Below are 12,382 nucleotides of genomic sequence, written 5' to 3'. Positions count from 1 at the left end.
ATATACTCTGTACTAGTCAGATAGGGCTTAGCATATGGCAACGTGGCAACTTCAAACAGCGAAGGCTCGGTTCAGCGAAGTCTTGGAAACGGCGGCCGCCGAAGGGCCCCAGATCGTTACCAAGCATGGCAAGGACTACGGGGTGATCATGAGCTATACCGACTACCACCAATGGCGGATGGCGATTGCACCCGGGCTCGTCGATTTCTTACTGCAACCCGCAGCCACCATCGAGCTTGATGTTGAGCGCACTAAAGACACCGGTCGGGAAGTCGAATTGTGACCACGACAACCGGGTACCTGCTTGATACGAATGTCTTATCCGAGACTCGGAAACCCCGGCCGAATGAGCACGTGCTGGAATTCTTGCGGACTGTTTCAGGGCAACCGGCCTTCATCTCGGTGTTGACACTTGGTGAACTCAACAAGGGTATCGCCAAGCTGGGATCGGATCCTCGCGCACCCGGGCTGCAAAGCTGGCTTTCAGAGTTGGAAACCGCATATCAGGAACATGTGTTGGCAATAGACTCTGCCGTGGCGAAAGTTTGGGGAGGGCTATCGGCAGAACGGCCGCGTCCGGTCATCGACACGATGCTGGCTGCTACAGCACTGCACCACAGGCTTGTCCTGGTAACGAGGAATGTCTCCGATGTCGCGGGAACCGGAGTTTCCGCACTCGACCCCTGGCAGGACAGCACGCCGTCTATCCAATAATCCGCCCCCGGACCGGTCCTGGGCGCCCTGTGCTGCATCTCAATAAGATGAGTGTGATGGCCGATTCACTCAGCCCGCAGCGACGCAGCTGGAACATGTCCAGAATCCGTGGGAAGAATACCAAGCCGGAGATGACGGTCCGACGGCTGCTTCACGGCGCGGGGTACCGGTACAGGCTGCACGACAAACACTTGCCCGGAAAACCGGACCTGGTGTTCGCCGGGCGCCGCAAGGTGATCTTTGTGCACGGCTGCTTCTGGCATTCCCACTCCTGCAAGGCAGGTGAAAAGGCGCCGGCGCAGAACGCCGAATTCTGGGCCGCGAAGCGCACCCGCACACTCGAGCGCGACGCCGGCCAGTTGGAACAGTTGCTCGGGTCGGGGTGGGATCCACTGGTGATCTGGGAGTGCGAGCTGAAGGACCAGGATGCGTTGCTGGAGAGGGTTACCCGCTTCCTGCGCAACTGACCGGCCACGTACAACGAGCCGGCGTCGTCAGCCGCCTCCACCCGGAGCCCCGGAAAAGCTGCTAAAGGCCTCCGGCCAATCCGGTGCACGCCGCCATGGCGCCGGAACCGCCGGCTTGTTGCTCGGCCACGGACTCGCCATTGACAATGATTTCGCAACTGACTTGAGCGGAACCGTCAGCTGAGTCTGCCGGGACAACTGTCACGGTGCTCAAGGGCGGGCCGGTGAAGTTGATCTGCTGGGTCCAGTCGCCGGTGATCTGCTCGGTGGCCGTCCCGTCGCCGTCGAAATATTGCACCTCTGCCGGCCCGTTGGTCGTTACGATGTACTCCACTTGGCGCGGTTCCGACATCGACTCCATCCCGGCATTGATCGCCCAGATGCTCACAATCGTGATGATGACGGCGATGACCGCCCCGACCGCACCCATGATGATCCCGGCGATGGACATCCCGCGCCCCGGCTTCTTCTTGACCAGGGCGATGATGCCGAGGACGACCGCTACGAGACCGCCAACGATGCTGATGAATCCGACGAACGGGATCAGGCACAACACCACGGCAACGATGCCGAAGACCAGCGACGTAATCGCCATCCCCTTCGACGGCTGGGGACCGCGGTAGGGACTCTGGGGGTAACCGTAGGGACCGGGCTGCTGGTAGGGATTGGCCGGTTGAGCGTATGGATTCTGCTGGGCGAAGGGGTTCTGCTGGTGCTGGCCATACTGGGTATAGGGGTCCTGCTCGCCCGCGCCGGACTGGCCATAGGGATTCTGCTGGCCATAGCCGTATTGGCCGCCGGAGGAAGGTCTCCCGTCCCCGCCGTCGGGTGGTTGCTGGCCGGGATATTGGTTCGACATGACATTCCTTCGGGCAATTGCCGTATGAGCCGGTGGTGCCGGCGGGACTGCTTCCCTCTTAATCCTACCGATTGTAGAAGAGACACCGGCTACGCCTTCCGGATGATTTTCCGCGGATTCGCCTGATGTCGGCGCGGACGCCCCTCGGCCGTGCCAGACTATGGAACATCACCACCGATCCAAGGAGTACATCATGCGCAGCGCCCTGTTCAGCGACCAAAACCAGGAAACGCAGACCAATGAACGGTGGGCCCTGCAATCCCCGAAGATGTTGCGGACCGTGCTCGGCGAGGACATGATCGCCACCAAGGGAGCGATGGTGGCATTCCAGGGGCAGATCGAGTTCAATCACGAGGGCTCGGGCAGCATCGGAAAGCTCATGAAGAAGATGCTGACCAGCGAGGATGCACCGATGATGCGGGTCTCCGGCCAGGGAGAGGTCTTCTTTGCCCGCCAGGCCAACAACATCTTCCTGATGCAGCTCGAAGGTGACTCCGTGTCCGTCGCCAGCAAAAACCTGCTGGCCATGGATGCCAGCATCAACTGGGATATCCGCCGGGTGCAGGGGGCCGGGGCGGTCAGCGGCGGCGTCTTCAACATGCTGCTGGAAGGTCAAGGCATGGTGGGCATCTGCTGTGAGGGTGAACCGCTGATCCTCGATTGCAGCCAACAACCCACCTTCGTCGATGCCCAGGCGGCAGTGTGCTGGTCAGGCAATCTGACGCCGCAGGTGCACAATTCGATGAACATGCGGTCTATGCTCCGTGGCGGTTCCGGGGAGGCGTTCCAACTGGCGTTCCACGGGCCGGGCTTCGTCGTGGTGCAACCCAGTGAAGGCATGCCGGTTCCGGCCCAGAGCCGGTGAAGTCCCGGCGGGGAAACCGCTGAACGAAGCGTTCGTCAGGACAACGATCCGAGGACTTCGTTCAAGGCCTCGGTCGATGACGGGTGTGTATAGACAGCATCGCGGAGCTCACTGGCCGTGATCCCGTGGCGCATCGCCATGGCCAGGAGGTTGATGACCTCCTGGGAATCAACGTGCATCAGCGCAGCGCCAAGCACCTGGTCAGTGGCTGCGTCCACCACCACCTTGACGATTCCTCTGGCTTCGCCCACGATTTTGGGCCGCGGCATGGCAGCAATATCCGGCACTTCCTTGCCGGCCACGAGCACGTCGTAGCCGGCGCTTCTGGCCTGTTCCTCGGTCAGGCCCACTCTGGCTAAGGGCGGGGTCAGGAATATCGTGTACGGCACGGCCGTCCGGTCTGCGGTGGACCGTTGCCCCTGGCCGAGGAGCTGGTCAGTCACAATGCGGTGGTCGTCAAGGGAGATGTAGGTGAACTGAGGCCCTCCCTTGACATCACCGACGGCGAAAACGCCCTCGGCACTGGTCCGCAGCTGTTCATCGACGGCGACGTACCCGCCGTCGTCGACCCTGATACCGGCGGCGTCCAGGTTCAGCCCCTCCGTTGCCGGGCGCCGGCCGAGGGCGACCAGCACCGCATCGGCTTCCACGGTGTGCGCGCCGCCTCCCTGCGTATACGAAACCACCGCCGCCTGGTCAGAATCTTCTATTCCGGTAACCGACGCGGCCGTCACAAAGCGAACGCCGTCCTGCTCCAAGGCGCGGACCGCGACATCGGCAACGTCCCGGTCCTCCCGACGCAGCGGACGATCTCCGTGGTCAAGGACTGTGACTTCCGAGCCGAAATGCGCGAACATCGAGGCGAACTCCAGGCCCACATATCCTCCGCCCACCACTGCCAGGTGCCCGGGCAGCTCGCCGGCATGCTGCAAGGACGTGGAATCGTGGACCCGTCCCTTACCGGTCTCGACACGGGACCCGTCAAGCTGCGGAGAAGCCGGGACGGCGCCGGTGTTGAGCACCACGGTATCGGCGGTTATCCGCATCCGGTCAGCACCGGCCGCGACTTCAACTTCGCGTGGACCGGTGAAACGTGCGCGTCCGGTAATGGCCAGCGCCGCGTCGAGCGAATCCAGCATGGAGAAGTTCTTCCGCCGCATCGCTCCGGTCAGGGTGTCGCGCCGGGACACGGCATTCTGGAACCAGGTTTCGGGGTCGTCGCTGTCCCGGCGGGTGTCGGCATCGTGGACCAAGGCCTTTGTCGGCACGCATCCGATATTGATGCACGTGCCCCCGTACATCTGGTCCGATTGCTCCACCATAGCCACGCGTTGTCCCGACTTGGCCATGGCCGCTGCCAGGGTCTTTCCGCCTTTGCCCCAACCGATAACCAGCACGTCCACGTGTTCGTTCATGGCGACCGCCTTTCTGCTCGCGTTCCTACGGTACTCAGGGGTTATGAGGTGCAGGCAACGTCATCCAGCGCCTCCGCCACTGACTCGGGGTTGCTGAGGCTGGCGTAATGCCCGCCGTCGACCTCCACCGGTTCGATCCCCAACCGCTCGCTGATCTGCCGCCTCATGAACGACGGCGGGAAAAACTGATCATCGCGGCACAGGATGGCGGCGGTCGGCACGTCGGGATGCCGGTCCGCCGGCCAGGGGCGTGACATCCACTCGCCTTGCTGGTCGCGTTCCCTGGACCGCGCTTCATCGGCGAGGTCGCCGGGAACCCAGTTGAAGAACGCGGCATCGGAGCCACTGTCGACGTCTTCCCGGTCGTGGCAAGTGTTCGTCCACCAGTCCATGAAGGCCTCGCCCGGCCACGGGATCATGCCGGCGAGGTAAACAAGACCGTCGGCGTGCAGCGCCTCGCATGCCAATGGCGCCGTGAAACCTCCCAGCGAGTGGCCGACGACGATGACGTCCTTCCGTCCGTCCCCTGGAACCTGATTGTCCACGGCATCGGTCATCGCCTGGACGTAGTCCTCAAGTCCGGCTTCCGCGTCCTCGATGGGCAAGTCGACCGCCACAGCGCGGTGGCCCTTCCGCTCCAGCAACGGGGCGACGAGGTGCCAGTCCCACGCGGTCGATCCACCTCCATGAATCAGTACGAACGTGCTCATTGCGGTGCCTCCTCGGTCCCCGATGCTCGACCAGCGACAGTTCAATGGATGGTATCGGATACGACGTCGACGTCGACCATCAGCCGCACTGGTTCGGCCTCGGACAACCCCACAAACCGCGCCTTTCCGGTCGGTGTCCGTCCTTGCCGCCACGCTTCCTCTATCGCGGCGTCCAATGTCGGACGATGGTCGCGGCCTTTCTGGAAAGCCTCGAATATGCGGCGTGCTTCCTGCTTGTCACTGTCCAGTTCGATACGAACGGTTGCCATACCCGGGACCATACACCGGCCACCGCGCCCTGCCCAGATCGGTGCACCGGTCCCGGTTCGAACGCGGGCCGAATCAGGGGCGGGCCGAATCAGGCGCGGGCGAGCGCGGCCTCATCCGCTGCGGTGTCCATGGCCGTCCATGGCAGTTCGGGTGGGTGGGCCAGATGCCACTGAACGGATTCGGCGACGCGTCGCTCCGGACTTCCAGGATCCCACCCCAGCAGTTCCTCGGCCCGCCGCATGGACACCAGCAGGTGCTGAGCCGGCGCGGAGGTGATGACAAGTTCGTCGTGGAGGGCGGATTCGGGAACCGTGACGAATTCCAGCTCCGCCCCGGCGGCACGGACAATCTGTGCCAGCCACTGGCGGATCGGCACGGTCTGCAACTCACCCAGATTCACGGCCGTCCCGTCCGCGGCGCGCACATCGAGCGCTGCCAGCACACCCGTGGCAACGTCTTCAACGTGTGCCCGGGTCCAGAGCAGGTTTCCGGCACCCATCGGCATCTGCTCCCGCCCGGCACGAATCCGGCGGAGCACCGCATCCTCGCGGCGTTGCCAGTCATGCTGGCCGTAAACCGTGGGCAGCCGCAACACCACGGCGCCACGCTCCAACCAGAGACGTTCGACGTCGAGCTTCTCGTAGTCGTCCGGGATGCCTTCGACACCGGATCCACGATGCGGATAGCGATCGCGCCGCAGCTCGGAGTCCTCTGTGATCGGCACCGCCGACTCGCACTGGTTGGTATTCATCCCCGTGTAAGCTTGGTATACGTCCTGGCTGGACAACACCACGGTGGGCACATCCGGCAGCACGCCGACGACGGCAGCCACGTCGCCTTCGGTCAGCGCGCACGTATCGATGACGGCATCCGCGCTGAACGCGTGGATAGTGTTTGCATGATCGGCCAGCGCATGACGGTCGGTCCGCAGGTGTTCCACAGGTACCCACGGTTGCGGTTCATGGTGTCCCCGGTGCACCACCAGCAGCTGGTCACCGCGCTCATGCAGACGTTCCACGACACGGCGCCCGATAAACGACGTGCCACCCAAGACCAAGACCCTCATGACGGCCATTATTCGCCCGGCCGCCGGGAGTGTGCCACCCCTCGTTACAAGTGCGTCGGCTCGAACAGCCTCACCCGGGATTATAGGCGTCTTCTATGTACTCGCGCAGGATCCGGTACACGCCTCGACGACGATCAGCCAAGTCGACGGGGACGTTGTGCTGCCTAACAGTGGCCACATTGGCGATTTTGCGGTCATTCACGCCTGGTTGTGCCCGTGGCTGCGATCACTTGTTCTTGGACGCGTGTAACGCCACGTGTAGTAGCTTCCCAGAAGAACAGGAAGAATCACTCCCAGGGTCAGTGTCAGGTCGGACCTTCGTCCGAGGATTTCGCGTTGCATCTCGAAGGTTTCAGCCTGCTGATACTGGAAGAAGGAAATCACCGCAAAAACGGCGAACGCCGCGAAGACGACCGCACTGATGGCGGTCGCCCACGCGGCTATCCTAGGTAGATGTTTACGCATTTTCCTTCGCCGTGAACGGGCACACTTTACCGGGTGGACAGTTGGGCGGAGTTACGGCCGGTGTCTGCGCTCGACAGTTGGAAATGAACACCGCACCAGTTGATGCAACCACCACATCGAAAATGATACCTCTCCCGTTGGCTTGATTCGCACAGGTCTCTATGGCGTTACCTGCAGCACCGGACATATACCCGAAGATCGCGCTGCCCACGACCAAGCTAGGAAATTTTGTAGTGATGCCGGCGACGACTTCTCCTGCCGTGCCCCCGGTCTGCAGTATGGATTCGACTTCATTGGCGACACAGGAGTCGAGCATCACGACGGCCTTGCTGCTATAGCCAAGACCCTGCTGGACGAAAGGCCCCTCGTAGTTGTAGCCATTGCAGTTGGAGGCGGCCGCAATCCCCCCGGACGGAGCAGCAGTGGCAATCCCTGCCGTCGTCAGCATGGAGGTGGCAACTAATGCCAGACCGGCTATTAGCGCCCCGATCCTGTGCGTCATGGATATCCGGCGTTCCGTGGTTTTCCGTATTTGTGTTCCTTTCATGAATCCTGAATCTAGAACTAAAGAAACCGCGGGTCAATGCTTCGAAATAGAATTCGCCCAAATTCTAGTTATCCACAGTAACAACATTGACGGGTGACATCGTGACTGCAACACTACGCGCATTCCCCTCAATGAAGCGTCACGAACGAAACCACGAGTAGGCAGAATCTGCAGAAGAAAATTCCGTATTGCGTCAGTCAAACCACCGGCCAACGCAGGCAGCACAACCCTTTCTGTTCTTGTCCCACTCCACTCGAGTCTCACCGCCGTCTCAACACGCCTAGGAACGCGCCCACAGTTCGATATCGAACTCACCGGATTTTGAAGAACCCTTGCATATTTCGCGGCTTCCTGCTGGGGGACTGTCCGGTTTCGATTCGAACGCTTGCCATATCCGTACGCTACGGCGTTCCAGGGAAGAGCCACTAAAGAACATCCGGTGTCACTTGGATTCAGACCGGGTCAGTGCTTGGCCAGGCAGGACAAAACGGGCGAATCGACCGGTTTGGGCGCTCCGTACCGTCGTTGTCCCGCCTGGACGAACTACAGGTGTGTTGGTTCGAACAGCTGCAACCGGGCTTCAACGACGACGACGTTCGGCCCGTCGGCCGCATAGGAATCCTCGAGCGCTGGCCCGATGCCGTCCGGGCCGACCTTCCGAGCCGGAACACCAAACGACTCAGCGAGCGCCACGTAATCGGGGCGGGCGAGTTCGGTGGCGGTGGCCTGTCCGAAGGCCCCTTCCATGTACTCACGCAGGATGCCGTACCCGCCGTCGTCGACGATCAGCCAGGTGACCGGGGCCTTGTGTTGCCTGGCAGTGGCCAGCTCGGCAATGGAATACATTGCCGAACCGTCCCCGGAGACGGCCAGCACCCGCTGGCCATGTCCGACGGCGCCGCCAATGGCTGCGGGGAAACCGTAACCGATCCCCCCGGCACCTTGGGCGGAGTGGAACTGGCCGGACTTGGGATCCCAACAGGACCAGCCCCAGTACCCGGCGATAGTCATGTCCCAGAAAGTCTGCATGGTTTCCGGCGTGGCTTCACGCAGGTCGGCCATGAACTTCCGTTCCATGGTCAGCTCCTGCTGATCGAGCCGGGCGGTGATCTTCGCCAGGGTCTGAGCCACCATGTCCTCGACGGAGGTACCGTGCCAGGACCTCGCCTGAGTCGCAGGCACCGCGTCGGCGAGCGCTTCCAGGGCCAGACCGGCGTCGGCGTGGATCCCGAGCGCTGGGTGGTTGGATTCCAGCACCCGCCACTCGGCGTCGATCTGGACCATCGTCCCCCGCGGAGTCAGCGTGAAGTAGTTGGAGGTGACTTCGCCCAGCGACGTACCGATGACCAGCAGCACGTCGGCGTCCTCCATCACCGCGGTGGCATAGCGGTCCTCCACCCAGCTCTGCAGCGACAGTTCATGGTCGCGCGGGAAGGAACCGTTGCCGCCGTTGGACGAGAGCACCGGCGCCCGCAGCTTTTCGGCCACCTGAAGTAAAGCTTGTTCGCCCTGCCCGCGGCGTACTCCCCCACCTGCGATGATGGCCGGCCGTTTCGCTGCGGAGAGCTGGTCCGCGGCGGCTTCGATCAATTCGGCCCGGGCAGGCAACGGTGAGGGCGCCGCGCCGACGTCGCGGACCGGCGGAATCTGGTGGCCGGCCAGCAGGATGTCCTGGGGTACCTCCACCCACACCGGTCCCATCGGGGCGGTGAGCGCTTCGGACCACGCGCCCGCAATGGCCGACGGGATCGCCGAGGCGTGCTGGACGAGTCGTTGGGTCTTGGACACGTTCGCCGCCGACGCCTGCTGGTCATCGAGCTGGTGCAGCATTCCCTTGCGCCGGGCCCCGAGGCCTTCCGATGGGATCTGCGACGAGATCACGACCATCGGAACGGCGGTGGCGTAGGCCTCCTGCAGCCCGGACAACGACGTCAAGGCTCCGGGACCTGTGGACAAGAAGACGACGCCGGGCCGGCCGGTGGCTCTGGCGTAACCGTCCGCGGCGAAGGCCGAGTTGTTCTCCACCCGTGAGGATACGAAGTGCAGGCTGCCGCGGCCCATGGCGTCAAACAGCCCCAGGGCGTGCTGGCCCGGTATTCCGAAGACGGTGTCAGCGCCCAGCGCGGTGAGGGTTTCGACGACGAGGTCCCCGCCGTTGCGTTTACCGGCGGCCGTCACGGCGGGTTCTTCGACAGCGGATTGCGATACGGACGCTTCGCTCATCCGATCGCATCCTGCTGCCGGACGGTGGCAATATCCACCCTGCCGTCGTCGTTCCCCTCCGCCTGAGTCGAGGTGCCCAGAGCCATCAAGGACACCAAATCGTAGGTCACGTGGGAGGCCGCAACGCCGGTGATGTCAGCGTGATCGTAGGCAGGGGAAACTTCGACGACGTCGGCACCGATCAGGTTCAGGCCACGGAGCCCGCGCAGGATCTCCAGCAGTTCCCGGCTGGTCATCCCTCCCGCTTCCGGAGTCCCGGTGCCGGGGGCGTGCGCCGGATCCAGCACGTCGATGTCGACCGAGATGTACAGCGGCCGGTCACCGATCCGCTCCCGCAGCTTGTCGACCACCTCGTCCACCCCGAGACGGAAGATGTCGGCCGAGGTGACGATTCCGAAGCCGAAGCGCCGGTCATCCTCAAGATCCTTCACCCCGTACAAGGGCCCGCGGGTTCCCACGTGGCACAGCGCCTCGGTGTCGATGATGCCTTCTTCGAACGCCCTGCGGAACGGGGTGCCGTGGGTGTATTCGGCGCCGAAGTAGGTGTCCCAGGTGTCCAGGTGCGCGTCGAAGTGCAGCAGCGCCACTGGTCCGTGACGCTCGGCCGCTGCACGCAGCAATGGGAGCGCCAGGGTGTGGTCGCCGCCGATGGTGACCAACTTGCCGCCGTCGGACGTCAATTCCAGTGCGGATGCCTTGGCGGTGTCCAAAGCTTCCTCGATGTTGAACGGGTTGACTGCGATATCGCCGGCGTCGGCCACTTGCACATTCTCGAACGGAGAGACCTCGAGGGCCGGGTTGTACGGGCGGAGCAGGCGGGACGCTTCACGGACATGGTTGGGCCCGAAGCGGGCGCCGGGACGGAACGATACCCCTGTATCGAACGGGATTCCGACGACGGTGACGTCCGCCGCGCCGACCTCGTCCAGCAGGGGCAGTCGGGCGAAAGTGGCGGCACCGGAATAGCGCGGAACCCGGGAGGAATCGATGGGCCCGACGTTGCCGTTGGCTGCCGTAATACGTGCTTCAGTCATAAATCCTCTTCCTTGAAGATGCGGCGGTGCGTATCCGCCATGGTACGTGAGGGTTTTCTCAAACGCATCAAATGTTTTCCGGTTGTCACCGCTGGGCGTTCACCAGGGTCCAGATCACGACAGTCTCCTCGTCGGTATCGTTGGACCAGCTGTGCGGTTCGTGTCCCGGGAAGGTCATGGTGTCCCCCGGGCCGAGGTCATACGCTTCGTGCGTCATGATCAGCGTCAGCCTTCCTTGAGCCACGTGGAGCACATCCACCTCGCAGTCCACGCTGTACAACTCCGACTCCCCCTTGCCCCGCGGGGAAATCACGGCACGGATCATCTGGACGCGGCGCTCGGACCGGACAGTGAGCAGGTGCTCGTCGATCCCCTCGCCGCCCAGGCTGATCCGCGGTGCACTGTCGAGCCGCACCAGATTTGTCTCCGGGGCCGTGAACAACTCGCCAATCGAAACGGACAGCACCTCGCACAATGTGACCAGCGAAGCCACCGACGGTGATGTCAGGTCCCGCTCAATGCGACTGAGGAACCCCTTGGTAAGTCCGCTCGAGTCCGCCACCTGCTCGATAGTCATCCGCTGCGCCTGCCGGGCAGCCCGGATCCGGGAGCCAATCGCCACCTGCGAATAGCTCGGTTCAACCGGAAGTGCTTTCATACCGCTCCTACTACATCCGACGCGCTCCGGCGGGCCCGGTGATTCCGACGAAGGGTCCGCGAATTGTTAGCCACGTCACAAGAGCCTACTGGAAAACCAATGTTGCGCGGCACGCAATTCGCCTCTCCGCCGGGCACGGGTGCATAACGATTGTCGCGACGTCTCCGTTCGACGTCGTCGGAAAACAGCTTGCCGAGGTAGCCCCTTGGCCGCGAGGTAGCCGCTTGGCCGTCAGGTAGCCCCTTGCAACGGGCTACCTGACGGGCAGGGCGCTACCTCGGCGGTTGGGTGCCATACTCGGGGCATGGCCACGTACGTAAGTGTTGCATTCGTCGACCGGGTCGAACGAGGGCTGGTGTTTGGTCGCGGCGAATGGCCGCTGCACATCACCCTCGTCCACTTCACGTCCGAACTGCCCCCAGCGTCGATCGCCGAACTGATGGCTGATCCCGCCCGCGACCTGCTCGGCACTGCCGTCCGGATTGGTCCTGACGAGATGTTTGGGCGGCGCCGCAGTGTGCAGGTCTCCTTGGTGGAGCATGACCCAAGATTGCAAAGCTGTCATGAGTCGATGGTCCGCCGGCTCACCGCCAGCGACGCTTCGGTCACCAGTTCTCGCCAGTCAATGGAGAATTTCCGCCCGCACGTAACGGTTACCAATGGCCGGAGGGTCCATCCCGGGGATGTCATCGAGCTGACCCAGGTCGGCTTGGTGGAAATGCGCCCGGACGGAGACGCGACTATCCGCCGGATTCCGGAACTGTGGAGCGTGGAGTAACAGCTCGGCCGGGACTCACCGTGTGGCGAGGCGCATATCGGTCAACAGCCGGCGCCGTTGGGGTTTTCGATGCAGTTGTCGGCGTAGAGGGATGTCTCGGAGGTCCAGATACTCATCAAGTGCGGGTCTGAGGGCACCGCCGCCTCGCCCGCAACCGGCCGCCAAGGGCCACCGTCGACCGAATAATCGCCGGCGAAATACGTCACCAGCGACACGTTATAGTCACCGGTTTCGGTATACCGGTGGCTGGTGGCCGTTTCGGTATTCATCGCACCGACATCCAGCTTCGTCCCGCCGGTGGTGGTGGTTTG

At 63.0% G+C, this 12,382-nt stretch carries 15 protein-coding genes and 1 pseudogene; 5 read left to right on the top strand and 11 right to left on the bottom strand.

Going from position 1 to position 12,382, the window contains the following annotated elements; all coding sequences use genetic code 11:
* The first annotated feature begins 34 nt into the window (after positions 1–34).
* Genes H535_RS0107210 through H535_RS0107200 form a run of 3 tightly spaced genes read left to right on the top strand, consistent with a single transcriptional unit; the run spans position 35 to position 1,181 of the window.
* Entirely contained in the window at positions 35–283 is a 249-nt protein-coding gene (locus tag H535_RS0107210; protein WP_026819013.1) for a type II toxin-antitoxin system Phd/YefM family antitoxin, read from the top strand.
* Positions 280–714, top strand: a complete 435-nt coding sequence (locus H535_RS0107205; RefSeq protein WP_035768707.1) for a type II toxin-antitoxin system VapC family toxin — start codon at positions 280–282, stop codon at positions 712–714. The genes H535_RS0107210 and H535_RS0107205 overlap by 4 nt, the downstream gene beginning before the upstream one ends.
* 56 nt (positions 715–770) lie before the next feature.
* Positions 771–1,181 carry a very short patch repair endonuclease gene (locus H535_RS0107200; RefSeq protein WP_026819011.1) on the top strand — a complete coding sequence of 137 codons (411 nt, stop codon included), beginning with the start codon at positions 771–773 and terminating at the stop codon, positions 1,179–1,181.
* A gap of 61 nt (positions 1,182–1,242) precedes the next feature.
* Here the strand turns inward: H535_RS0107200 and H535_RS27675 are convergent, their stop codons facing one another.
* Complete coding sequence (locus H535_RS27675) at positions 1,243–2,040, bottom strand: DUF4190 domain-containing protein (RefSeq protein WP_051298741.1); 798 nt, start codon at positions 2,038–2,040, stop codon at positions 1,243–1,245.
* Positions 2,041–2,233: 193 nt separating this feature from the next.
* Between H535_RS27675 and H535_RS0107190 the strand changes: the two genes are divergently transcribed.
* Positions 2,234–2,905: an AIM24 family protein gene (locus H535_RS0107190; protein ID WP_026819010.1), complete on the top strand. Its 672-nt coding sequence runs from the start codon at positions 2,234–2,236 to the stop codon at positions 2,903–2,905.
* 35 nt (positions 2,906–2,940) lie between these two features.
* On the opposite strand, the gene H535_RS0107185 is transcribed toward H535_RS0107190, so the two are convergent.
* From H535_RS0107185 to H535_RS0107145, 9 genes are all read right to left on the bottom strand, one after another.
* The gene (locus H535_RS0107185; protein ID WP_026819009.1) at positions 2,941–4,320 is read right to left on the bottom strand and encodes an FAD-dependent oxidoreductase; all 1,380 of its coding nucleotides are present in this window, start codon (positions 4,318–4,320) and stop codon (positions 2,941–2,943) included.
* Positions 4,321–4,361: 41 nt separating this feature from the next.
* Positions 4,362–5,030 carry an alpha/beta fold hydrolase gene (locus H535_RS0107180; RefSeq protein WP_026819008.1) on the bottom strand — a complete coding sequence of 223 codons (669 nt, stop codon included), beginning with the start codon at positions 5,028–5,030 and terminating at the stop codon, positions 4,362–4,364.
* 41 nt (positions 5,031–5,071) lie between these two features.
* A complete protein-coding gene (locus tag H535_RS0107175; RefSeq protein ID WP_026819007.1) occupies positions 5,072–5,299 on the bottom strand; it encodes a hypothetical protein in 228 nt (75 codons plus the stop codon).
* Positions 5,300–5,388: 89 nt separating this feature from the next.
* Positions 5,389–6,366: an NAD-dependent epimerase/dehydratase family protein gene (locus tag H535_RS0107170; RefSeq protein ID WP_162144859.1), complete on the bottom strand. Its 978-nt coding sequence runs from the start codon at positions 6,364–6,366 to the stop codon at positions 5,389–5,391.
* A 198-nt stretch (positions 6,367–6,564) separates the two neighbouring features.
* On the bottom strand, positions 6,565–6,831 hold the full coding sequence (locus H535_RS0107165; protein ID WP_026819005.1) for a hypothetical protein: 267 nt from the start codon (positions 6,829–6,831) through the stop codon (positions 6,565–6,567).
* Entirely contained in the window at positions 6,824–7,333 is a 510-nt protein-coding gene (locus H535_RS0107160) for a hypothetical protein (protein ID WP_026819004.1), read from the bottom strand. The genes H535_RS0107165 and H535_RS0107160 overlap by 8 nt, the downstream gene beginning before the upstream one ends.
* A gap of 588 nt (positions 7,334–7,921) precedes the next feature.
* On the bottom strand, positions 7,922–9,601 hold the full coding sequence (locus tag H535_RS0107155; RefSeq protein WP_051298739.1) for a thiamine pyrophosphate-binding protein: 1,680 nt from the start codon (positions 9,599–9,601) through the stop codon (positions 7,922–7,924).
* A complete protein-coding gene (gene speB / locus H535_RS24050) occupies positions 9,598–10,635 on the bottom strand; it encodes an agmatinase (protein WP_051298737.1) in 1,038 nt (345 codons plus the stop codon). The genes H535_RS0107155 and speB overlap by 4 nt, the downstream gene beginning before the upstream one ends.
* A gap of 85 nt (positions 10,636–10,720) precedes the next feature.
* Complete coding sequence (locus tag H535_RS0107145; RefSeq protein ID WP_026819002.1) at positions 10,721–11,293, bottom strand: helix-turn-helix domain-containing protein; 573 nt, start codon at positions 11,291–11,293, stop codon at positions 10,721–10,723.
* A 304-nt stretch (positions 11,294–11,597) separates the two neighbouring features.
* On the opposite strand from H535_RS0107145, the gene H535_RS0107140 reads away from it, so the two are divergent.
* Positions 11,598–12,071, top strand: a complete 474-nt coding sequence (locus H535_RS0107140; protein ID WP_026819001.1) for a 2'-5' RNA ligase family protein — start codon at positions 11,598–11,600, stop codon at positions 12,069–12,071.
* A 41-nt stretch (positions 12,072–12,112) separates the two neighbouring features.
* Here H535_RS0107140 and H535_RS29330 read toward each other — a convergent pair.
* A pseudogene (locus tag H535_RS29330) lies at positions 12,113–12,382 on the bottom strand (hypothetical protein); the annotation flags it as partial.

The organism is Arthrobacter castelli DSM 16402, from assembly GCF_000430705.1.
GTDB lineage: Bacteria > Actinomycetota > Actinomycetes > Actinomycetales > Micrococcaceae > Arthrobacter_C > Arthrobacter_C castelli.
The sequence above is the reverse complement of the archived record's forward strand: the minus strand, read 5'-3'. Positions and strand labels throughout refer to the sequence as shown.

Bases quoted from the DNA above. Each gene is read 5' to 3' on its own strand.
- H535_RS0107210 (WP_026819013.1), top strand. From the start codon at position 35: ATGGCAACGTGGCAACTTCAAACAGCGAAGGCTCGGTTCAGCGAAGTC.
- H535_RS0107200 (WP_026819011.1), top strand. From the start codon at position 771: ATGGCCGATTCACTCAGCCCGCAGCGACGCAGCTGGAACATGTCCAGA.
- H535_RS27675 (WP_051298741.1), bottom strand. From the start codon at position 2,040: ATGTCGAACCAATATCCCGGCCAGCAACCACCCGACGGCGGGGACGGG.
- H535_RS0107190 (WP_026819010.1), top strand. From the start codon at position 2,234: ATGCGCAGCGCCCTGTTCAGCGACCAAAACCAGGAAACGCAGACCAAT.
- H535_RS0107185 (WP_026819009.1), bottom strand. From the start codon at position 4,320: ATGAACGAACACGTGGACGTGCTGGTTATCGGTTGGGGCAAAGGCGGA.
- H535_RS0107180 (WP_026819008.1), bottom strand. From the start codon at position 5,030: ATGAGCACGTTCGTACTGATTCATGGAGGTGGATCGACCGCGTGGGAC.
- H535_RS0107175 (WP_026819007.1), bottom strand. From the start codon at position 5,299: ATGGCAACCGTTCGTATCGAACTGGACAGTGACAAGCAGGAAGCACGC.
- H535_RS0107170 (WP_162144859.1), bottom strand. From the start codon at position 6,366: ATGAGGGTCTTGGTCTTGGGTGGCACGTCGTTTATCGGGCGCCGTGTC.
- H535_RS0107165 (WP_026819005.1), bottom strand. From the start codon at position 6,831: ATGCGTAAACATCTACCTAGGATAGCCGCGTGGGCGACCGCCATCAGT.
- H535_RS0107160 (WP_026819004.1), bottom strand. From the start codon at position 7,333: ATGACGCACAGGATCGGGGCGCTAATAGCCGGTCTGGCATTAGTTGCC.
- H535_RS0107155 (WP_051298739.1), bottom strand. From the start codon at position 9,601: ATGAGCGAAGCGTCCGTATCGCAATCCGCTGTCGAAGAACCCGCCGTG.
- speB (WP_051298737.1), bottom strand. From the start codon at position 10,635: ATGACTGAAGCACGTATTACGGCAGCCAACGGCAACGTCGGGCCCATC.
- H535_RS0107145 (WP_026819002.1), bottom strand. From the start codon at position 11,293: ATGAAAGCACTTCCGGTTGAACCGAGCTATTCGCAGGTGGCGATTGGC.
- H535_RS0107140 (WP_026819001.1), top strand. From the start codon at position 11,598: ATGGCCACGTACGTAAGTGTTGCATTCGTCGACCGGGTCGAACGAGGG.